Raw genomic sequence first — 19,872 nt, 5'->3', positions numbered from 1 at the left:
CCGGCGCTCCCCTTCAGGCAGGCAGCCGTTGGTCGTAGTCTTTCATCAGGCGGTTCCAGCCGTCCCAGAAAGGTTGCGGCTCCGTGCCGTTGGCACGAGCAGCCAGAATGTCGAGATGCATGTGCCAGCCGGCACCGAACATCAGCATGGTGGCGCGGTCGGCAATGCTGCGGTGGGTCACGGTCAACAGCACCCTGTTGCCCACCGTCTCCAGCTCGAAGGAAACGTCACCACTACCGGCCCAGCTTATCGAGAGCTTTCTCGGCGGGTCGAGGTCGGTGATCTGGCTCTGCATCCGATGCTCTTCGGGAAAACCGGCCGGGCGCTCGCCGGGCGGGTTGGTGAGTTCGTCGTTGCGCCAGACGAGTTCGACCGGCGCGCCTACCTTCATCTCCATCTGGCCTGACGCCAACCACTGCTGGCGCAGGTCGCTTTCGGTCAGATAGGCCCAGACTCGCTCGATCGGCCCGGGTAGTAGCCGCGTCATCTTCAACGTGTCCGGTTCACTCAGCACGCCATAGGTGTCCAGGGTCGAAAGGTCGTTCATCTGTCGTCTCCTTTTTGGGTTTGTCGGGCTTGGGTTTGTCGGGCCCGGAAAGGCCGGGCGAGGTTCGATCGGGTCGGCTTTGGTCTGGCCACGGCCGGTCGGGCCGTGGTTTTCCGTTGATGGAGACACGCGCTGGCTCAACGCCCTCTCGAGCCTGTCGAGACGGTCGGTCCAGAAGCGTTCTTGGGCATTCGGCAGGTGGTCGGGGTGAAAGACGAACATCATCTCAGGCACCTATAATTCAACCATTTGGTTGAATGTACGCGCGCACTGGCAAATAGTCAACCGTTTGGTTGAATTACGTTTGCGACAGGACGTATGGTTTCCCGAACTTCCCCGTTATTGCGAACAGGTCAGCCGCCGTGGCCTTCAATCAAGGTTGTCGTCCCCGAGATTCCGCGTCCTGAACTGGGATCTTCGTTCAACGCTCCGGAGCGACGAGCCAAGCGCGCGACAAAAGGATGGAAAAGACGGCATGAAGCGCGACGACCGGCCACAGCAGGACGCCGGTCAGCTCACCGGCGACAGCGAGATAGGCAAGATAAAGCGTCACGGCCACATTGTAGGTCAACATGCCGACCAGAGGCGAATGCCGCCAGCAGGCGAGCCCCAATGCGATCAGGGCGATCCCGGCCACGCGAGCAGCCGACGCTCCCGCGCCGGCCAGGGGCTCGCCGAACAACAGTTCCGCCACAAACGACGGGGCGATGAGTAACGCCATCCCCGTGGCCGCCTCGCTGACGGCGGCGAACATCAGGACCGTTTTCATCGAACTCACCAGCATATACCTTTCATTCAACCATGCGCTTCAAGGCTGCCTGAACAGCCTAAGGCTTCGCTGTTGGCTGCTCGCTCAACTTGAAAGTCAACTTGTCGATTTTGCCGGTGAACCTGAAAGGTGGATCGTAGCGATACTCGATCATCGCGACGCCGGAGCGCGTATCCAGGCCAACATCGAAAGATTCGTCTTCCGGAAACGTGATCGGCGTGGTGTGATCCAGCGAATTCCTTACCACTTCCTTGCCATCCACGGTCAAGATACCCGTGCCACCTTGACCCAGCGCTGGGCCGTCCGACTTGAAGTCAAAGACAATGGTGTGCTTGCCGGCATCCAGTGTGGGCCCTTCCCATGTGGTTCGTTTGAGGTCGAGCAGGTTATAGAGGAAGACGACCTTACCGCTCCCGAATCCCAGTTCTCCCTTGCTCAGGAACAGCCCGTAACCGCCGAACCTCCCACCCTCGGTGACGATCATGCCTTCCGCTCCGCCTTCGGGTATCTCGACTTCGGCCGTGATGCTGTAGGACTTGTCCAGTATTTTCGGCGCAGCACTGGCTGGCACACCGCTTAGTTCGCCCGAATAGGTGAATTCCGCCCGTCCCGCCGTCAGGCTCGGACGAGGCGCGTTCCAGCGGGCGAGCGTGGAGTTATCCAGCGGCAAGACGTCGTGTTTTGCTGCCTCCGAATAAAACAGCGCCTGCATTTCCTTAAGCTTGTCTGGCATCTTGGCGGCAAGGTCGTCGAACTGGGTGGGGTCGTCCTTGACGTTGTAGAGCTCCCATTTGTATCCGGAGATCACATCGGGAGGCGTCTTGGCGCTCAGCTCCCACGGCAGGGTCGCTGGCGTCGTCGCCGCCACCCAGCCGTCGTGATAGATGGCGCGATTGCCGAGCATCTCGAAATATTGGGTCTTGCGCGTGGATGGCGCCTCGGCGTTGGCTTTGTCCCAGGTATACATCATGCTCACGCCATCGAAGGGGCGCTGCTGGATGCCGTTGATCGTGTCCGGCGCTGTGATACCGGTCGCCTCAAGGATCGTCGGCACGATGTCGATGAAATGGTGGAACTGCCGGCGGATACCTCCCGCGTCAACAATGTGGCCCGGCCACGACATCGCCATGCCCTGAGCCGTTCCGCCGAAGTGCGACGGCACCTGCTTCATCCATTTGAACGGCGTGCCCATCGCCCACGCCCAACCAGCGGAGAAATGCGGGAACGTGCGGTCCGACCCCCAGAATTCGTACCAGAGATACTGGTCTTTCACCGGGACCGGAACGCCGTTGAACGTCGTGAACTCGTTCGGCGTGCCGTTGACCATGCCTTCGGCGCTCGCACCGTTGTCGCCGCTGATGTAGATGATCAGCGTGTTGTCGCGTTCGCCCAGATCGTCGACCGCCTGGATGACCCTGCCGATCTCATTGTCGGTATAGGCGAGATAGGCTCCATAAACGTCCGCTTGCTTGATGAAGAGCTTCTTCTGCTCAAGATTGAGGGTATCCCATTCCGGCAGTTCCTTCGGCCAAGGCGTCAGCTTGGCATTTTCGGGCGTGATGCCCAGCCGTTTCTGGTTGGCAAAGATGGTCTCGCGAAGCTTGTTCCAGCCCTCGTCGAAGAGATGCATATCGCCGATCTTCTTAATCCATTCCGGCGTGGGATGGTGCGGCGCGTGGGTGCCGCCGGGCACGTAGTAGACGAGGAACGGCTTGTCTGGCGCGATCTCCTTCAACTGCGTCATGTACTGTATGGCATCGTCGGCCATTGCCGTGGTCAGGTTCCAATCGGGCTTGCCCTCGAACGGGTAGATGGCCGTGGTGTTGCGGAACAGGTTCGGTTGCCACTGGCTCGCGTCGCCCCCGACGAAGCCGTAGAAATATTCGAAGCCCATTCCGCTCGGCCATTGGTCGAACGGGCCCGCCTGGCTTGACTGATAGAAGGGCGTGTTGTGGTTCTTGCCGAACCACGAGGTGGCATAGCCATGGTCCCTGAGAATGGTGCCGATGGTGCCGTTCTCCTTGCGGATGATCGAGTTATAGCCAGGATATCCCGTTGCCATCTCACCAACGACACCGAAGCCGGCGACGTGATGGTTGCGGCCGGTAATCAATGCCGCTCGTGAAGGCGAGCACAGCGATGTGGAGTGGAAGTTCGTGAAACGCAGGCCCTCGTTGGCGATGCGATCGAGAGCAGGCGTCGGGACGACGCCACCAAAGGTGCCGGGCGCACCGAAGCCCACATCGTCCGTCATGATAAGCAGCACGTTGGGAGCGCCCTGCGGCGGCGCGATGCGCGGGGCCCACCAGGGCTGCGACTCCGAGGCCTTTTGATTGATCACGCCGCCGAAGCGCGGATCGGCTTGGGGAAGCTGCTTGCCGTCAATCGTGATCGTGGCGTCCGGAGAACCCGGGAGACCTTTGACCTCCTGCGCCAACCCGGGGATGCAACTCATGGCGAGAAAACCTGCGCCCGCAAGCATGCTGTGACAAATTTTCATGAGGAAAATCTCCCGTGGCTCAGGCACACTTTGAATTCATTATATTAGAGTACGCGCATAAATTGATGCGAGCAATGCACCAGCCATGCGTCGCTGGCAGCGTTCGCGCCTGATCGTCGCAGCCAATGCCGAAACCACTTGTTAAATCCCCCGCGCTAACATGAAGGACCGTTGTGCCGGGGTTGTGCGTTGCTGAACAATGATCTTCATTCCTCGATGCGTGCCGGAGAGCAGGATCGCCGCGACGGCTTGAAGCCCGGCAATCGCTTCCTCGGCCGCGTCGTCGCGTGCAGCGGTTCGCGCGCAACCATTGCTGCCGTCGCGGAAAAGGGCGAAACCTCGCTGACGGAACTCTGGTCGGTCGGCCGGCTGATCTCGATCACGGTCGGAAGAAACCGTGTGGTTGCCCTCGTCTATTCCATGCAGACGGCCAGCAGCGAATGGGGCGAAGACACCGACAACACCTTCCGCATCGAGGTCGAGCTGATGGGAGAAGTCCATGTCGGCCCCGGAGGCCGTGAGGAGTTTTCCGCCGGCATCAGCGTGTATCCCTACCTTGGTGCGGTCGCCCATCGCATTCGCACCGCCGATCTCGCCCGCATCTACGATTCCGGCCAGGACGATTGCTGCATCATCGGCAAGCTGACCCAGGACGAAAGCCTCGACGCGACGATCCATGTGCCGTCGATGCTGGCCAAGCATTTCGCCATCGTCGGCACCACGGGTGTCGGCAAGTCGACCGCCGTGACGCTGCTGCTCAACAAGGCGATTGCCGCCGATCCGAAACTGCGCGTGCTGATCCTCGACCCGCACAACGAATTTGCCGCCGCCTTCCCGGAACTTGCTGTCGTCATCGACCCCGATACGCTTGACCTGCCGTTCTGGTTCTTCCGGCTGGAGGAGTTCGCCGAGGTCATTTTCCGTGGCCGTCCCGCCATCCCCGAAGAACTCGACATCCTGCGCGACGTCATTCCCGACGCCAAGAAAGCCTTCAAGGGCAGCGCCGAGTCCGGCCTCGTGCGCCGCCAGACGGAAAAGAGCTCGATTACCGCCGATACCCCCGTGCCCTATCGCATCGCCGACCTCTTGGCGCTGATCGACGAGCGCATTGGCCGGCTCGAAGGGCGAAACGACAAGCCGCATCTGCGTTCGCTCAAGGTCAGGATCGTCTCGGCGATCAACGACCCGCGCTACCACTTCATGTTCTCGTCGAACACGATCTCCGACACGATCCAGGACACGATCGCCAAGGTCTTCCGCATTCCCGGCGAGGGCCGGCCGATCGCCACCTTCCAACTCGCAGGCATCCCGTCGGAAGTCGTCAATTCCGTCGCCTCGGTGCTTTGCCGCATGGCGTTCGAAATCGGCCTTTGGAGCAGTGGCGGCATCCACATGCTGGTCGTGTGCGAAGAGGCACACCGCTATGTGCCCGCCGACCCGTCGCTCGGCTTCCTGCCGACGCGCCAGGCGATCGCCCGCATCGCCAAGGAAGGCCGAAAATACGGGGTCTCGCTCGGCATCATCACCCAGCGTCCGGGCGAACTCGACCCGACGATCCTGTCGCAGTGCTCGACGGTCTTTGCCATGCGGCTCGCCAACGACCGCGACCAGGAGATCATCCGCTCGGCCATTCCCAACTCGTCGATCTCGACCACCAGTTTCATCTCATCGATTGGCAACGGCGAAGCCATCGCCTTCGGCGAGGCGGTCGCCGTGCCCATGCGAATGCGCTTTACCCGCGTCAACGAGGAGCGGCTGCCCCGCGCCCACGGGATTATCGACCGGGTCGACGAGGACGCGCCGCCGACCGTCGACATCCGCTCGATCGTCAACCGCATGCGGGCGATCACCGGCCCGAACATCTCGAATTTCCAGCAGAGCTATCTGGCGGCCGCCACCACCGACGAGCAGGACGAGCGGCTCTGGGCCGCAGAACTGGGCCCCGAGACCCGCGACGAACCGGCGCCTGCCGGCTTCGACGACGATGACGTAGCGGAGATCGAGCCCTATCGCCCCGACATGCTGCCCCGCGCGCCCGAGCCCGGCAATCCGCAGCTCGAGCGTTTCAACCAGATCCGCCAGCAGCTTCTGACCGAGACACCGGAGCCGGCGGCCGGCTATCGCCCGCCGCCACCGACTGATGCCTATGCTGTCCCCCCCGCCACCGAACCGCGACGCGAAGGCTCGCTGCGCGACAGCCTGCTCAAGCGGCCGCTCGGCAGCATCATCCGCAAACCCTGAGACGCGCAGGTGCGCCTCGGCAGGCTTCGGCTCGCGCCGGCCCCTCAAGGCGTTTTCACCCTCCCCACCGGACATCAGCAGATCGGACAGACTTGTGCGCCCCCGCCGCGTGCGGCAAAAGTGCGCCCGCGTTCGCGCCAGCAAAGGCACGGGCGCGTCAAAGGAGCGGGAACCGCAGGGCCGACCTGGCCGTTCTCCAGTACGGGGCCAAGCCGACATCAAAACAGCGCCGCGGCGTGCGGCCAAAACATTCGACGCAGGAGGCAGACATGGTAGCAGCCGTCACCCCTTTCCTGATGTTCCAAGGCAGCAACAGGGCCGAGACCGCGATGGCGCTCTACGTCTCGCTGTTTCCCGATGCCGAGATCCTGTCGATCGAGCGCTATGGCCCTGGCGAACAGGGTGCCGAAGGCAGCGTCAAGGTGGCAGCCTTCCGCCTTGGCGGCCAGACGGTGAAATGCATCGACAGCCCGGTCAGCCACGCCTTCGATTTCACCCCGTCCTTCTCCTTTTTCATCGATTGCGACAGCGAGGAAGAACTCACTCGTCTTTCCACCGCTCTTGCTGAGGACGGCAAGATACTGATGCCACCGGAGGATTACGGCTTCAGCCGGCGTTTCACCTGGGTCAACGATCGCTTCGGCGTTTCCTGGCAGATCAACCTGCCCTGAACAGCTGGGTCCTTTGCCTGCGTGCGAGCTCACAAGAGCTTGGGCGGCAGCAGATACAGCGTCATGGCGAAGATCACATAGACCATGAGCATCAGCACGCCTACGAACCACGCGGCCCGGCCGCTGGTCGTGACGATGAAGGCCGTCATGGTGGAGAGCAGCACCATGGTGACCGCACCCGGCCAGAACTGCAGGTCCATCGGCGTCGGCCCGATGACGTAGCTCAAAAGCACGAGAACGGGAGCAACGAAAAGGGCAATCTGGGCAGCACTACCGAGCGCAATGCCGACGCTCAGGTCCAGCCGGTTTTTGCGAGCGCCGGAAAATGCCGACGCCATTTCGGCCGCCGCCCCCACCAGTGCCACGACGATAAACCCGACGAATGCCGGCGTCATTCCGAACGTCTCGGCCGCCTGCTGCACCGATTCCACGAAGACTTCGCTGACTAGGGCGACCATGACCGTCACGGCGGCCAACGTCGCAAGCGCAACACTCAACGGCCAGGGAGCATCGTCCGAGGTGGCAGCATGCTCGACGCTGCCGAAGAATTCGCGATGGCTTTTCAGGGAGAAGAACAAGCCCAACCCGTATGCGATGATCAGAACGATCGCCAGACCGAAGCTCAACTCCTGCATGAAGTCCGGTGCCGCTGCGAGACTATCGGCCTCGGCCATTGCCGACGGAACGATAAGGGCGATCGTTGCCAGGAAAAGCATGCTCGTCTGCAGGCGGGCGCCGACGCGATTGTAGTCCTGAACGTGGTATTTCAGGCCGCCGAGCAGGAATGAAGCGCCCAGCATGAAAAGCGTGTTGCAGACGATGGCGCCGGCCAATGAGGCCTTCACCAGCGTGTACTGACCAAGCCGCAAGGCGGCCAGCGCAATGATAAGCTCGGTCAGATTGCCGAGTGTTGCGTTGAGAAGGCTGCCGACCGTGTCGCCCGTCCTGGCGGCGACGGCTTCGGTGGCATGGCTCAACAAAGTTGCCAACGGAATGATCGCCAAGACCGAAAGCAGGAAAAGCAGCGTGTGCGCATCGGGTGCGGCACTATGCGCCACCAGCACCAACGGCCCCAGGACCAGGAGCCAGAGGAGCGGAGTGTGCCGAATTTCGTGCCAAAGCTGGCTCATGAGACCCCCAAATGCATCGAGGCTTCTCGACCGGAATGCGGCCGGCGACAGCAAACAAGGCTCAGTCTGGCGAATCTCGCCCGTTGCTATCATCGGCCGTAGTCCTCAGCGCCTGGACACTGACGGCTGCCACGAGGCCGGTGAGCACAATCCCCGTAAGACCGATAAGCAAGGCCAGCACGCGCGAAGACAAGTGGCTCGGCACCAGATCGCCGTAGCCGATGGTAAGACCGGTCACGAAGGTGAAATACAGCGTGTCCATCATCCGCCATTCCTCTATTCGCCCGATCAACAGGCCGCACCCGAGCATGATGCCAAGCATGCCGGACAGGATTGGCCAGACAACGCCAAGCTGGCGATAGAACTCGATGAAGAAGATCCGTCTTGTGCGCTTAGTACCCATCGGACCCTGCCCGAGAAACGAAAGCCGCCATCCCCATGATGGCCGCCTGAAAGACATTTCCAGATAATGCCGACGACCAGATTACCCCTGCAGTCCAGATTACAATTTAGGGTGATCTAATGTGGAGAAATGTCAACTCTGTAACGGTAACGAGGTAGGTCGGCTGCCATCGAGCGGATTTTGCGGTTCCCCGACATGGATCCGAAGCTGCGGGCGATGTTCCAGAAAGTGACCAAAGGCGCTCTGTCAGGCAAAGCGGGTGAAAAAGCCGTGGAAGAGTTCAAGATCAACGGCCAGTACGTCGATACGCCGACGATCAACGGTGCACCGGGTGTTGTCGGTATTCCGTTCTTTGATAGCTACGTCGAGAAGGCCGCCGTTGGCTTCCTCGACGACGCATCCAAATCCGACAAGCCATTCTTTATCAGCGTCAACTTCATGAAGGTGCACCAGCCGAACCTGCCTGCACCGGAGTTCGAGCATAAGTCGATGTCGAAATCGAAGTATGCCGACAGCATCGTGGAACTGGACACCCGCATTGGCCGCATCATGGACAAACTCCATGAAACCGGCTTGGACAGAAATACCCTCGTGTTCTACACCACCGATAACGGCGCCTGGCAGGACGTGTACCCCGACGCCGGTTACACGCCATTCCGCGGCACCAAAGGTACCGTTCGCGAAGGCGGCAATCGCGTTCCCGCCATCGCTGTCTGGCCGGGCAAGGTCAAGCCAAACAGCAAGAACCACGATATCGTCGGCGGGCTTGATCTGATGGCGACTTTCGCCTCCGTCGCCGGCGTCGCCCTGCCGGATAAGGACCGCGAGGGCCAGCCGACCATCTTCGACAGCTATGACATGTCGCCGATCCTGCTCGGTACGGGCAAGTCGGAACGCACGTCCTGGTTCTACTTCACCGAGAACGAACTTTCGCCCGGCGCTGCCCGCGTCGGCAATTACAAGGCGGTGTTCAATTTGCGCGGCGACGACGGTCAGTCGACGGGAGGACTGGCGGTCGATTCGAACCTTGGCTGGAAGGGCGCATCCAAATATGTCGCAACGGTCCCGCAGGTCTTCGATCTTTGGCAGGACCCGCAGGAGCGCTACGACATCTTCATGAACAACTACACGGAGCGCACCTGGACGATGGTCACCATCGGCGACGCGATCAAACAGCTGATGGAAACCTATGTAAAGTATCCGCCGCGCAAGCTGCAGAGCGCGAGCTACTCCGGTCCGATCGAGATCTCGAAATACCAACAATTCCAGTGGCTACGCGATGAGTTGTCAAAGGACGGTTTTAGTATCCCGATGCCAACAGGCAACTGATCACCTATCCCGAAGGTGGTCGCCCGCATAGCCGCGCCGTCGACCGCGGCGCGTCTTGACCACGACACTTCCGCACCAAACGACAAAGCCGCCGAGAATGGCGGCTTTGTCCTGCAAGTCTGAATTTTACACATCGTTATCCGGTGGTGCGATCGCCCGCCGGAACTCAAATAGCCTCGGCAGCATTCTCGATGCGCTGCCAGCTGTCGTCGAGCTGGTTGCGAAACCAGGTCATCTGCCGCTTGGCATATTGCCGGGTTGCGGCGGCGCCGGTCTCGATCACCTCGGCCTCATCGATCTCGCCGCGCAGGAGCGCGGCAATCTGGCTGACGCCGATCGCCTTCATCACGGGCATGGCCGGATCGAGGTTCAGCGCCAAGAGCGCACGCACCTCGTCGATCGCCCCACCGGAGAGCATCATACCGAAGCGGCGGTTGATGCGATCGTGCAGCACCTTGCGATCCGGCAGCACGACAAGCTTTCGCGCCCGTTGCGGATCGATGATCTCAGGGCCGCTCTTCTGCTGGTAGAGGCGGATCGACTGGCCGGTCGCCTCCACCACTTCGAGCGCGCGCACGATACGCTGGCCGTCGCCGGGCTTCAGCGTCTCTGCCGTCTGCGGGTCGCGCGCGGCAAGCTCGGCATGCAGCCCATCCGGCCCCTCTTGCATCAGCCGCTCGCGCAGCCGCTCGCGAATGGCGGCCGGAATTTCGGGCATGTCGGCAAGCCCGCCGGTCAACGCCTTGAAGTAGAGCCCGGTGCCGCCGACGAAGACCGGCAACCGGCCGGTCTTGCGCAGCGTGGCGACGAGCGCTTGCGCCTCGCGCAGCCACGCCCCGGTCGAATAGGCCTGACCGGCAGGCATATGGCCGTAGAGACGGTGTTCGACGCCACCCATATCGGCCTCGTCAGGGCGCGCGGTCAGCACCCGCAAAGTGTCATAGACCTGCATGCTGTCGGCGTTGATGACCACGCCGTCATGCCGGCGCGCCAATTCGACCGCAAGCGCGGACTTGCCGCTGGCGGTCGGCCCGGTTATCAGGATCGCGTCCGTATCGGTTTCAAGGTTGTTGTCCATGGCTCTCGTTGCCACGCTTATCGCCAATCCGTCAAATCCTGTTCTGACGCCAGCGCTCGCGGAAGCCGCCGCTGACGCCGTTAGGGCATCCGGTCTCTACTGGCTCGCCGACGGCGTCGCCTGCGACCTGGCGCTCACCGACGGCACGGACCCCTTTGCCGCCGAGGCGGCGCTGCGCGGCGCGCTGAACGGAACGCCTGTCGATGTCGCCGTCCAGGACGCCGACACCAGGCGCAAGAAGCTTCTGATCGCCGACATGGACTCCACCATGATCGGCCAGGAATGCATCGACGAACTTGCCGCCGAAGTCGGCCTCAAGGACAAGGTTGCCGCCATCACCGCCCGCGCCATGAACGGCGAGATCGCCTTCGAGCCGGCGCTGATCGAGCGCGTCGCGCTGCTGAAGGGCCTGCCTTCGAGCGTCGTAGGCGATGTCATCGCCAGGCGCATCACGCTGACGCCGGGCGGCCCTGAGCTGATCGCCACGATGAAGGCGAAGGGCCACTACACCGCCCTCATCTCCGGCGGCTTCACCGTGTTTACCGGCCCGGTCGCCGACATGCTCGGCTTCCAGGAAAACCGCGCCAATACGCTGATCGAGAAGGACGGCACGCTGACCGGCGAGGTCGCCGAACCGATCCTCGGCAAACAGGCCAAGGTCGATGCGCTCATCGACATTGCCGGCCGCCTCGGCATTTCGACCGACGAGGCGCTTGCCGTCGGCGACGGCGCCAACGATCTCGGCATGCTGCAGCTCGCCGGCACCGGCGTTGCGCTGCACGCCAAGCCCGTGGTCGCCGAACAGGCGAAGGTCCGCATCGACCATGGCGACCTCACGGCCCTTCTCTATCTGCAGGGCTATCGAAAGACCGATTTCGTCAGATGATCGTTTCCGAGACCGAACGCCTGCGCATCCGCGCCTGGAAGGAGGCCGACCGCGATCTCTTCTTCGAGATCAACAATGATGCCGAGGTGATGGCGTTCTTCCCCCATCGCCGCAACCGGGAGGAAACCGACGCGCTGTTCGACCGCGTCGGCCAGGGCATCGCCGAAACGGGGCTCGGCTTCTTCGCTGTCGCGCTGAAAAAAGACGACCGGCCGATCGGCTTCTGCGGCCTCGCCTATACCGACCTCGAGCCCCACCTGCCGAAAGGCACCGTCGAGATCGGCTGGCGGCTCGCCGCCCCCTTCTGGGGCAAGGGCTATATCACCGAGGCAGCGTCCGACCTCCTGCGCTACGGCTTCGACGAAAAAGGCCTTCGCGAAATCGTCTCCTTCGCCGTCCCCGACAACACCCGCTCGACGGCGGTGATGGCGCGCCTTGGAATGCACCGCGACCCCGCACGCGACTTCAACCACCCGCGCATCCCCGCCGACAAACCGCAGCTCGTTCGCCACGTGCTCTACGCAATCACCCGGGCGGAATGGCAGGCACAGCGGGCGAAGGACGTGGCGTGAAAGCGCCGCGGCGCCGGTAAACGGCGGCTTGCGGGTTCATCCGTCAGCCGCTTGCAGTTCATGACGCTGCGCTTGCCCCTCACTGTCCTGCCGGACATCTCTCCCCGCCAGCGGGGAGAGATGCGCAAGCCGAACCCTCTTCGCCAATCCGCAACGTTTGCGCGTTGTCAGTCCGGTCACATCCGAGCCTGCTCCCCGCAGGCGGCGAGAAGGTGCCAGCAGGCGGATGAGGGGCGACCCACCCGGAACATCTCGCAACGCCATCCGAGACGTCACCCCCCGCGCCCTGCCCCCGGATAACTCCGTTCGACCCAAGTGACGAACGCCTGCGCCGCCTCTGACAAAGCGTCGAACCGCCGCGCCACGAGAAAGAAGGCGCCATAGGGCACCGAGACATCGAACGGCTGCAGCAGGCGCCCGGCCGCAAGCTCGTCGCGCACATGGTCGCGATCGACCAACCCGACGCCGTTGCCGCGCAACGCCGCCTGCAGCACCATGGCGCCATCGGTAAAGATCGCGCCCCGCTCGATGCGAACCGGTCCCGCCCCGGCAGCAGTGAACCATTGCTGCCATGCTTCGCGATTGTCCTCGTGCAGGAGCGCATGCTGCATGAGATCGACAGGCATCAACAAGGGCCTGCCGGACCGGGCAAGCTCCGGCGCGATCACCGGGATCATCTCCACCTGCGCAAGCCGTCGCGCCTCGACGCGCGGCCAGGAGGAGAGCTTCAAGCTGTGACGCATGGCGATATCAGCGTCCCCGCTGCGAAACTCCACAAGCCGCGGGTCGGCGTCGATCAACAGGTCGATCTCGGGATGCTCGCTCTGGAACTCCGCCAGATGCGGAACCAGCCAGCAGCCGGTAAGGGACGGTTCGGCACTGACCCTCAGCGTATGGCCAGGCTTGTGCCCGGAGAGCGCCTCCAGGCTGTCTCCCACCATGTCGAAGGCGGAGGTCAGCACCGAAAGCAGCGACCGGCCCTCGACCGTCAGGCTGACGCTGCGGTGGCGCCGCTCAAACAGCGGCCGGCCGATGAGGTTTTCCAGCTCGCGGATCTGTCGGCTGATTGCGGCTTGGGAAACGAAAAGCTCGCCGGCAGCCAGCGTGAAGCTTTCGAGCCGGCCCGCAGCCTCGAAACTCCGCAACGCTGTCAGGGGCAGACGGCCGCGCTTCATGCATAACCTCAAGTCATCCGAAGACAACTGTAAACTCGTTTGAGCCTTTGCGACAAGTGCGTTGAAATGAGGAACCAGAAAGGAGGATCCGGCCATGTACGCCATCCTCGAGACCCTGATCGACGCGCTGCGCCTGATGACCTTTCAGCCCCTGCGGCACGACATACACCGCACCCGACCGGAACGGACCGCCAGCCACGGCGTGCCCTGCGCCAAAGACTGAGGGGGGGCCGCCGCACCGCTTTCCCCAACGGCGCTGCAGGCGGTACCTCCAAGACAGCGGCCACCGCCCGTCACCACAGTGCCGGACGTAAGACAGGACCTACCAAACATGCAGCAATTCAAAGTGCGACAGCGACCTTTGCGCGTCCAATAAGACGCGCGACGCTGTAGATCGCCCGAAGCGCCACCGCATAATACTGAGCTTCGACCGCTGCCGGTTCAAGGAAGACACCGCCTTGAATCGAAATCTCAGGGATCGGAATCAAGCCGGGAGAGAACGGCGCGATCATCCTGAAAGGATTCAGGAAAAGGCCATCGCGCCACGCCGTCCTATTCCATGCGCACGGTGACGAAGCGCAATTCGCCGGTCTTGTTGGAAAGCATCAGCAGCGCATTGCGCCGGCCGTCGGACTTCAGCTCTTCAACGCGCTCGGAGACGTCGTCAGGCGTATCCATCGCTTCCTGGCCGACCTCGACGATAACGTCACCCGGCTCCACCCGCCGCTCGGCGGCGGCAGAGCCTGCCTGGACCTCGGCGATCACCACGCCTTCGACATCGTCGGCAATGCCGAACTTCTTGCGGCTTTCGGCATTGAGCGTGGTCAGCTTCATGCCGAGCACCGTGTCGGTGGCGGGCAGCTCGGCTGCCGGCGGCTGATCCGTCTTCTTGTCCTCGCCGCCTTCTTCATTGGTGGTTACCGCGGCATTGGCGATGCCCTCGCCATCCTCGAGCCGTCCGAGCGTGACCTTGACCGTCTGCTCCTTGCCGTCGCGGATGATCACCACGTCGACGGCCTTGCCGACGGCACTTTCGGCGACCGCCCGCGGCAGGTCGCGCATCTCGGAGACGTCCTTGCCATCGAACTTGATGATGACGTCGCCGGCCTTGATCTCGCCCTTGGCGATCGGCCCGCCCTCGATAATGCCCGAGACCAGAGCGCCGCGCGGCGAGGCCATCTTCAGGCTTTCAGCGATATCGTCCGTCACCGGCTGGATGCGCACGCCAAGCCAGCCGCGCCGCGTCTCGCCGAAATCCTTCAGCTGCAGCACGACATTGGCGGCAAGCTCGGTCGGAACCGAGAAGCCGATACCGATCGAGCCGCCCGTCGGCGAAATGATCGCCGTGTTGATGCCGATCACCTCGCCCTGCATGTTGAACAGCGGGCCGCCCGAGTTGCCGCGGTTGATGGCGGCGTCCGTTTGGATGAAATTGTCGTAGGGGCCGGCATTGATGTTCCGGCCGCGCGCCGAGATGATGCCGACGGAGACAGAGCCGCCAAAGCCGAACGGGTTGCCGATCGCCATGACCCAATCGCCGATCCGCATCTTGCGGGAATCGCCGAAGGGTACTGCCTTCAGCGGCGTCTTCGGCTCGACCTTGAGCACCGCGAGGTCGGTCTTGGTATCCTTACCGACGAGCTTGGCCTTCAGCTTGCTGCCATTGGCGAAGATCACTTCGATATCGTCGGCACCCTCGATCACGTGATTGTTGGTGACGATGACGCCGGCGGGATCGATGACGAAGCCGGAGCCGAGCGAATTGACGGTGCGCTGGCGGTTGCCGCCCTTGTCGCCCTGCCCCTTGAAGAACTCGTCGAAGAAGTCCTGATAGGGCGAGCCCTCCGGCACCTGCGGCGTCGGCGCATCGTCGTCGTTCTTGACGCGCTGGGACGTCGAAATGTTCACGACCGCATCAAGCAGGCCGGCCGCAAGGTCGGCGACGGATGCGGGGCCATTGCTCGGCGGGCGAACGGCGGCCGTCTGCGCCATGGCCGCATTGGACAGAAGCAGCGTGGCGGCCAGCGCCAGAGCGCCGAAGGATTTCGATCGAGTGGACAATTCGCGGAGCTCCTCACATTGTCTCGGCGGTGCGGCGCCCTTGAAGGTAGCCGCGTCATGCGATGCTCTGCAGCCCCATGCGCCCGACAAAGAGCAAGGGTCGCTGCAGCGACTTTGATTTGCCGCATAATTTATCCCACGATCGATCCCGATCGGAAGACTTATGCAGCCGGTGACAGCGACGCGATCCGGGGATCACGTTGCACCCGATCTTCCAGTGAAGATACGGCGGAATTCAGAAGCGTCCAGACACGATTTTCTGATCCGCTCGAAAGTGCGGATACGGAGCCTACAGCGCCGCGCGTCAAATATGACGCGCTAAGGACGCTGTAGCACTTCAGGCTCACTGCATAATTTCTCCTTAAATCGAATCCGATTTAAGGAATTATGCAGTAGATCAGATGGTGATCTCGTGCCCGTGCTCTTTCAGCGCCTGCACCGCTTTGTCGAGATCGGAGCCCGGCACGAAGATATAGTCGGTGCTGAAGGTCGAATTGGCAAAGACGCCGATGCCCGCGGCCGACAGCGGCCTGAGCACGGAAGAAAGCACGCCGGGCACGTCGACGCTGAAATGCTGTTCGATACGGAAGCAGCGCCAGCCGAGCGAACTCTGGGTGCTGGAAGGGACGCGCGCGGCGCGACAGACGAGGGTCATTTCCTCTCGCGAGCTGGACACGGTCCAGAAACCCGGCCCCGGCAGCCATTCCGGCATCTGGGAACCGACATTGAGACGGGTGATCGCATATTCGGCATCGACCAGCCGGATCAGCAGTTTATGTGGCATTCGCATTATCCTCGAAGCAACCAGACAAGTCCGACACCGGCGGCAACGGAAAATACCCCGGCCAGTCGAAGCTGATGCTCCGGGACATACGGCAAACGCTTCGCCAATTCCACTAAAACCAAAGGGGCCAGTGCGTACACCAGCCCCTCGATGATCAGGAAAAAAGCAATCCCGGTCAGAAAGTCGGACATTGTCCGCTTAGTTCCCGGTCGCCGGTTGCGTCTCTGTCGCAGCCGGTGCTTTGCCTTCCGAGTCATTGAAATAACGGAAGAACTCCGAATGCGGCGACAGCACGAGCGTCGTGTCCGAGCTACCGATGGACTCCGTATAGGCGGTCATCGAACGGTAGAATTCGAAGAACTTCGGATCGCGCGCAAATGCGTCGGCAAAGGTCTTCGTCCGTTCGGCTTCGCCTTCACCGCGCAGGATTTCCGATTCGCGCTGGGCGTCGGCGACGATCTCGACGACCTGACGGTCGGCGATGGCGCGGCGACGCTGGCCGGCTTCGTTACCGCGGGCACGGATCAGTTCGGCTTCCGCCAGACGCTCGGCCTTCATGCGGTCGAAGGTCTGCTGCGAGACTTCCTGCGTAAGGTCTGTGCGACGGATGCGAACGTCCTCGATGTTGAGGCCGAGCGATTCGGCATCGGTTTTGAGGTCGGCGCGAACTTCGCGCATCATCGATGCACGCTCGTCGGACAGCGCTGCCTCGAAGCCACGCAGACCGTAGACGCGACGCAGCGATGCGTCGAGACGGGTGCGCAGACGTGCCTCGGCAGAATCGCGGTCGCCCGAAACGGTTTCGCGGAAGCGACGGGGATCGGCGATCTTGTAGATGACGAAGGCGTCGACTTCATAGAACTTGCCGCCCGAAACCTGGACGCGGATGTTGTCGAGATCGAAGCGCAGGGCCTGGTCTTCGACATACTGCACGCGATCGGCATCCATGAAGGCGAAGGGCAGCTTGAAGTAGAGGCCCGGCTGGGTCTTGACGTCCTGGATCTGACCGAAGCGAACGACGATCGCCTGCTGGCGTTCGTTGACCACGAAGATCGACGAATAGAGACCGACCAGGACGACGGCGAGCAGGATCAGGATGATTGAAGTACGATTGTTGATCACTGTGCGCCTCCCGACTGTGCCGGCCGACCGATTTCATTCAGCGGCAGATAGGGCACGACGCCCTGCCCGTTCTTCTCGTCGATGATGACCTTCTTCGACTTGCCGAGAACGCCTTGCATCGTTTCGAGATAGAGACGCTTGCGGGTTACATCAGGCGCCTTTGAATATTCGTCATAAACAGAGATGAAGCGCTGGGCCTCACCTTGCGCTTCCTTGACGACGCGGCCCTTGTAGGCGGCTGCCTCTTCGCGGATCTGCGCGCCCTGACCGCGGGCCTTGCCGAGGATCTGGTTGGCGTACTGGTTGGCTTCTTCGACGAAGCGGTCTTCGTCCTGCTCGGCACGCTGCACTTCGTCGAACGCATCGGCGACTTCGCGCGGCGGGGCCGCATCCTCGATCGCCACGGTGTTGACGGAAACGCCGGCGCCGTAGCTGTCCATCGTTGCCTGGATCGTGCTCTTCACGTCGGCGGCGATCGCCTGACGGTTATCGCGGAAAATGTCCTGGGCCGGACGACGGCCGACCACTTCGCGCATCGCGCTTTCGGCGACCTGCTGCAGCGTGTCAGCCGGATTTTCGACGTTGAAGAGGTAGGCCTTCGGATCCGTGACCGAGAACAGCACCGAGAACTGAACGTTGACGATGTTCTGGTCGCCGGTGAGCATCAGGCCGGCATTGGACTGACCGCTGTTGCGGCCGCCGATGTTCTGCTGCTGCTCGGTGATCTTGACGAACTCGACGGTTTCGAGCGGCCAGAAGTGATAGTGCAGGCCCGGCATCGAGATCTCGTCCTTCGGCTTGCCGAAGCGCATTTCGACGCCGCGTTCATCCGGCTGGACGGTGTAGATCGAGTTGATCAGGATGAAGCCGACGATCAGCAGGCCGACGATGGCGAAGATGCCGCCGTTGAAACCGCCGGGAACGACGTTCTTCAGCTGATCCTGGCCACGGCGAATGATCTCTTCGAGATCCGGCGGTCCGCCCTTGCCGCCGCCACGCGGCCGGTTCGGCCCCTGGCCCCATGGCCCCTGATTGCCTCCGCCGCCGCCGCCGCCCCAAGGGCCGCCGCCGCCATTCTGATTGCTCCAGGGCATCAAAACCTCTCTTTTGAATACTGCTCACGCTGAACTGCCGCGCGAATGCACGGACGTCCACGATGTGAACCCGTTATAGGTATGACATGCACCGCTTTCAACGCGATACGCCAGAGTTCACCGTAAATGGTTCAAAATAGTTGACGAATGGCCCATTACGCGCGGCGCGCCAAACATGACGCGCCAAGGACAGCGCTTCAAACTCGCTGCATAACTTTCTCCTTAGATCGATGCCGATTTTAGGAGGCATGCATTAGCGCGTGGCCCGGCGCCGCCACGTCACGAAATGCATGGCATGGCTGTCTTTCTCGCCCTGCGGCAGGTCCTCTTCGAACACCTTGTCGAAAACGTCAGGGTCGATATCCGGAAAGCGAGTATCGCCTTCGACTTCCGCCTGAACCTCTGTGATGTGCAGGATATCGGCGACGCCGATCGATTGCCGGTAGATCTCGCCGCCGCCAATAACGCAGATCTCGTCTGCCCCTGATGCCGACGCTTCGCGCCGCGCTGCGCCCAGCGCCTCCTCCAGCGAATGCGCGACGGTCGCGCCCTCAGCAGTAAAATCTGCGTTGCGGCTGATGACGATGTTCGCTCGGCCGGGCAGCGGACGTCCGATCGAGGCCCAGGTCTTGCGCCCCATGATCACGGGCTTGCCGATCGTCAGCGCCTTGAAGCGCTTGAGATCGGTGGAAAGCCGCCACGGCAGATCGCCGTCGCGGCCGATGACGCCGTTGGCGGCAACCGCGACGACGATGGAGATTTTCGGCTCGTTGGTGCTGGTATCAGTCATGGAACCCATTCGGTTTGCTGTCGATTTCACTTGCCCTGACATAGGCTGCCCGGTCCGTGACCACCCGGATATAGCGGTCGACGACCTCACTCTCGGGCAGGATCTTGCGCATCCATTGCAGTGCGCTGGCCAAAAGCAGGTCGGCGCCGCTCATCGTCGCGCCGAGCAGATAGGTCTGTCGGTTGAGCACGTCGATCACATGGGCGCACATTTCGCTGTAGAGCCGCGCCTGCGCCGGATTGTTGATCGTCGCGCCGGTGATGTGGGCCAGCGCCGTCGGCTCGATCACGCCGGCATAATAGGCAAGCCAGGAGAGATAGGCGCCGCGCTCGGGATGGCCGGGCGCCCGGCCGAGACTGCATTCGGGGTGAAGGTCGGTGAGATATTGTACCACGGCCGCCGATTCCCAGATCAGCGCACCCTTGTGCAAGAGCGCCGGCACCTGCTTGTGCGGATGCGGATTGTTGTCGTCGGGTGCGCCGGTGCCATCCCAGCGGCGGATCGAGACATAGCGGATCTCGTATTCCGCGCCGATCTCCTCGAGCAGCCAGACGATACGCGACGAGCGCGACAAGGGTGCGTGGACGAGCGTCAGCATCGAAACCTCCCGACAGCGCCTCGCCGAACATGATGCGCAAAGGCCGCTGTAACATCTGAACTCCGTAAGAAACGGCAAACCCTCCCGGTCTGCCGCCGTTACGCGAATGCCCGTATCGACCG

At 62.3% G+C, this 19,872-nt stretch carries 20 protein-coding genes and 1 pseudogene; 6 read left to right on the top strand and 15 right to left on the bottom strand.

Features of this window, described 5'->3' with window-relative positions; all coding sequences use genetic code 11:
• Positions 1-13 precede the first annotated feature (13 nt).
• The 3 genes from ASD03_RS28695 to ASD03_RS28685 all read right to left on the bottom strand — a co-directional run bounded on the left by ASD03_RS28695 (position 14) and on the right by ASD03_RS28685 (position 3,816).
• Positions 14-547, bottom strand: a complete 534-nt coding sequence (locus ASD03_RS28695) for an SRPBCC family protein (RefSeq protein ID WP_025427656.1) — start codon at positions 545-547, stop codon at positions 14-16.
• 421 nt (positions 548-968) lie between these two features.
• Entirely contained in the window at positions 969-1,331 is a 363-nt protein-coding gene (locus ASD03_RS28690; RefSeq protein ID WP_244494216.1) for a hypothetical protein, read from the bottom strand.
• Positions 1,332-1,374: 43 nt separating this feature from the next.
• Complete coding sequence (locus ASD03_RS28685; RefSeq protein WP_057217706.1) at positions 1,375-3,816, bottom strand: arylsulfatase; 2,442 nt, start codon at positions 3,814-3,816, stop codon at positions 1,375-1,377.
• Positions 3,817-4,032: 216 nt separating this feature from the next.
• Between ASD03_RS28685 and ASD03_RS28680 the strand changes: the two genes are divergently transcribed.
• Positions 4,033-6,057 carry an ATP-binding protein gene (locus ASD03_RS28680; protein WP_162250543.1) on the top strand — a complete coding sequence of 675 codons (2,025 nt, stop codon included), beginning with the start codon at positions 4,033-4,035 and terminating at the stop codon, positions 6,055-6,057.
• Positions 6,058-6,326: 269 nt separating this feature from the next.
• Positions 6,327-6,728, top strand: a complete 402-nt coding sequence (locus ASD03_RS28675; RefSeq protein ID WP_025427660.1) for a VOC family protein — start codon at positions 6,327-6,329, stop codon at positions 6,726-6,728.
• 29 nt (positions 6,729-6,757) lie between these two features.
• Here ASD03_RS28675 and cax read toward each other — a convergent pair whose 3' ends face one another.
• Together cax and ASD03_RS28665 are read right to left on the bottom strand one after the other, a co-directional pair.
• Complete coding sequence (gene cax / locus ASD03_RS28670; protein WP_057211147.1) at positions 6,758-7,858, bottom strand: calcium/proton exchanger; 1,101 nt, start codon at positions 7,856-7,858, stop codon at positions 6,758-6,760.
• Positions 7,859-7,919: 61 nt separating this feature from the next.
• Entirely contained in the window at positions 7,920-8,261 is a 342-nt protein-coding gene (locus ASD03_RS28665; protein ID WP_025427662.1) for a potassium channel family protein, read from the bottom strand.
• 186 nt (positions 8,262-8,447) lie between these two features.
• Here ASD03_RS28665 and ASD03_RS28660 point away from each other — a divergent pair.
• Positions 8,448-9,590: pseudogene (locus tag ASD03_RS28660) on the top strand (sulfatase-like hydrolase/transferase); the annotation flags it as partial.
• A gap of 166 nt (positions 9,591-9,756) precedes the next feature.
• Here ASD03_RS28660 and miaA read toward each other — a convergent pair.
• Positions 9,757-10,668 carry a tRNA (adenosine(37)-N6)-dimethylallyltransferase MiaA gene (miaA, locus tag ASD03_RS28655; protein WP_025427664.1) on the bottom strand — a complete coding sequence of 304 codons (912 nt, stop codon included), beginning with the start codon at positions 10,666-10,668 and terminating at the stop codon, positions 9,757-9,759.
• Here miaA and serB point away from each other — a divergent pair.
• Positions 10,667-11,554 carry a phosphoserine phosphatase SerB gene (gene serB, locus ASD03_RS28650; RefSeq protein WP_057217701.1) on the top strand — a complete coding sequence of 296 codons (888 nt, stop codon included), beginning with the start codon at positions 10,667-10,669 and terminating at the stop codon, positions 11,552-11,554. The two genes, miaA and serB, sit on opposite strands and share 2 nt — an antisense overlap.
• Positions 11,551-12,126 carry a GNAT family N-acetyltransferase gene (locus tag ASD03_RS28645; RefSeq protein WP_025427666.1) on the top strand — a complete coding sequence of 192 codons (576 nt, stop codon included), beginning with the start codon at positions 11,551-11,553 and terminating at the stop codon, positions 12,124-12,126. Before serB ends, ASD03_RS28645 begins: the two co-directional genes overlap by 4 nt.
• A gap of 272 nt (positions 12,127-12,398) precedes the next feature.
• Here ASD03_RS28645 and ASD03_RS28640 read toward each other — a convergent pair whose 3' ends face one another.
• Entirely contained in the window at positions 12,399-13,301 is a 903-nt protein-coding gene (locus tag ASD03_RS28640) for a LysR substrate-binding domain-containing protein (RefSeq protein WP_025427667.1), read from the bottom strand.
• Between the two features lie 94 nt (positions 13,302-13,395).
• Between ASD03_RS28640 and ASD03_RS41185 the strand changes: the two genes are divergently transcribed.
• Positions 13,396-13,524, top strand: a complete 129-nt coding sequence (locus ASD03_RS41185; protein ID WP_255569857.1) for a hypothetical protein — start codon at positions 13,396-13,398, stop codon at positions 13,522-13,524.
• 118 nt (positions 13,525-13,642) lie between these two features.
• Here ASD03_RS41185 and ASD03_RS40190 read toward each other — a convergent pair whose 3' ends face one another.
• The 8 genes from ASD03_RS40190 to ASD03_RS28605 all read right to left on the bottom strand — a co-directional run bounded on the left by ASD03_RS40190 (position 13,643) and on the right by ASD03_RS28605 (position 19,750).
• Positions 13,643-13,813 carry a hypothetical protein gene (locus ASD03_RS40190; RefSeq protein ID WP_156408090.1) on the bottom strand — a complete coding sequence of 57 codons (171 nt, stop codon included), beginning with the start codon at positions 13,811-13,813 and terminating at the stop codon, positions 13,643-13,645.
• A gap of 40 nt (positions 13,814-13,853) precedes the next feature.
• Positions 13,854-15,362 carry a DegQ family serine endoprotease gene (locus ASD03_RS28635; RefSeq protein WP_057217699.1) on the bottom strand — a complete coding sequence of 503 codons (1,509 nt, stop codon included), beginning with the start codon at positions 15,360-15,362 and terminating at the stop codon, positions 13,854-13,856.
• A gap of 397 nt (positions 15,363-15,759) precedes the next feature.
• The gene (locus ASD03_RS28630) at positions 15,760-16,146 is read right to left on the bottom strand and encodes an ACT domain-containing protein (RefSeq protein ID WP_025427669.1); all 387 of its coding nucleotides are present in this window, start codon (positions 16,144-16,146) and stop codon (positions 15,760-15,762) included.
• Positions 16,147-16,151: 5 nt separating this feature from the next.
• Positions 16,152-16,337, bottom strand: coding sequence for a DUF2065 domain-containing protein (locus ASD03_RS28625; RefSeq protein ID WP_025427670.1), 186 nt, complete (start codon positions 16,335-16,337; stop codon positions 16,152-16,154).
• A gap of 7 nt (positions 16,338-16,344) precedes the next feature.
• Positions 16,345-17,268, bottom strand: a complete 924-nt coding sequence (locus ASD03_RS28620; RefSeq protein ID WP_025427671.1) for a protease modulator HflC — start codon at positions 17,266-17,268, stop codon at positions 16,345-16,347.
• On the bottom strand, positions 17,265-18,362 hold the full coding sequence (hflK, locus tag ASD03_RS28615; protein ID WP_025427672.1) for an FtsH protease activity modulator HflK: 1,098 nt from the start codon (positions 18,360-18,362) through the stop codon (positions 17,265-17,267). Before hflK ends, ASD03_RS28620 begins: the two co-directional genes overlap by 4 nt.
• Positions 18,363-18,615: 253 nt before the next feature.
• Positions 18,616-19,152, bottom strand: a complete 537-nt coding sequence (locus ASD03_RS28610; RefSeq protein ID WP_057217722.1) for a dihydrofolate reductase — start codon at positions 19,150-19,152, stop codon at positions 18,616-18,618.
• A complete protein-coding gene (locus ASD03_RS28605; RefSeq protein WP_057217697.1) occupies positions 19,145-19,750 on the bottom strand; it encodes a glutathione S-transferase family protein in 606 nt (201 codons plus the stop codon). Before ASD03_RS28605 ends, ASD03_RS28610 begins: the two co-directional genes overlap by 8 nt.
• Positions 19,751-19,872: the final 122 nt, after the last annotated feature.

Source organism: Ensifer sp. Root127, assembly GCF_001425225.1.
GTDB lineage: Bacteria > Pseudomonadota > Alphaproteobacteria > Rhizobiales > Rhizobiaceae > Ensifer > Ensifer canadensis.
This window is presented reverse-complemented; position numbering and strand designations above follow the sequence as displayed.

Excerpts from the sequence above, each read along its gene's own strand:
- ASD03_RS28695 (WP_025427656.1), bottom strand. The coding sequence starts at position 547 with ATGAACGACCTTTCGACCCTGGACACCTATGGCGTGCTGAGTGAACCG.
- ASD03_RS28690 (WP_244494216.1), bottom strand. The coding sequence starts at position 1,331 with ATGCTGGTGAGTTCGATGAAAACGGTCCTGATGTTCGCCGCCGTCAGC.
- ASD03_RS28685 (WP_057217706.1), bottom strand. The coding sequence starts at position 3,816 with ATGAAAATTTGTCACAGCATGCTTGCGGGCGCAGGTTTTCTCGCCATG.
- ASD03_RS28680 (WP_162250543.1), top strand. The coding sequence starts at position 4,033 with ATGCGTGCCGGAGAGCAGGATCGCCGCGACGGCTTGAAGCCCGGCAAT.
- ASD03_RS28675 (WP_025427660.1), top strand. The coding sequence starts at position 6,327 with ATGGTAGCAGCCGTCACCCCTTTCCTGATGTTCCAAGGCAGCAACAGG.
- cax (WP_057211147.1), bottom strand. The coding sequence starts at position 7,858 with ATGAGCCAGCTTTGGCACGAAATTCGGCACACTCCGCTCCTCTGGCTC.
- ASD03_RS28665 (WP_025427662.1), bottom strand. The coding sequence starts at position 8,261 with ATGGGTACTAAGCGCACAAGACGGATCTTCTTCATCGAGTTCTATCGC.
- serB (WP_057217701.1), top strand. The coding sequence starts at position 10,667 with ATGGCTCTCGTTGCCACGCTTATCGCCAATCCGTCAAATCCTGTTCTG.
- miaA (WP_025427664.1), bottom strand. The coding sequence starts at position 10,668 with ATGGACAACAACCTTGAAACCGATACGGACGCGATCCTGATAACCGGG.
- ASD03_RS28645 (WP_025427666.1), top strand. The coding sequence starts at position 11,551 with ATGATCGTTTCCGAGACCGAACGCCTGCGCATCCGCGCCTGGAAGGAG.
- ASD03_RS28640 (WP_025427667.1), bottom strand. The coding sequence starts at position 13,301 with ATGAAGCGCGGCCGTCTGCCCCTGACAGCGTTGCGGAGTTTCGAGGCT.
- ASD03_RS41185 (WP_255569857.1), top strand. The coding sequence starts at position 13,396 with ATGTACGCCATCCTCGAGACCCTGATCGACGCGCTGCGCCTGATGACC.
- ASD03_RS40190 (WP_156408090.1), bottom strand. The coding sequence starts at position 13,813 with ATGATCGCGCCGTTCTCTCCCGGCTTGATTCCGATCCCTGAGATTTCG.
- ASD03_RS28630 (WP_025427669.1), bottom strand. The coding sequence starts at position 16,146 with ATGCCACATAAACTGCTGATCCGGCTGGTCGATGCCGAATATGCGATC.
- ASD03_RS28625 (WP_025427670.1), bottom strand. The coding sequence starts at position 16,337 with ATGTCCGACTTTCTGACCGGGATTGCTTTTTTCCTGATCATCGAGGGG.
- hflK (WP_025427672.1), bottom strand. The coding sequence starts at position 18,362 with ATGCCCTGGAGCAATCAGAATGGCGGCGGCGGCCCTTGGGGCGGCGGC.
- ASD03_RS28610 (WP_057217722.1), bottom strand. The coding sequence starts at position 19,152 with ATGACTGATACCAGCACCAACGAGCCGAAAATCTCCATCGTCGTCGCG.
- ASD03_RS28605 (WP_057217697.1), bottom strand. The coding sequence starts at position 19,750 with ATGCTGACGCTCGTCCACGCACCCTTGTCGCGCTCGTCGCGTATCGTC.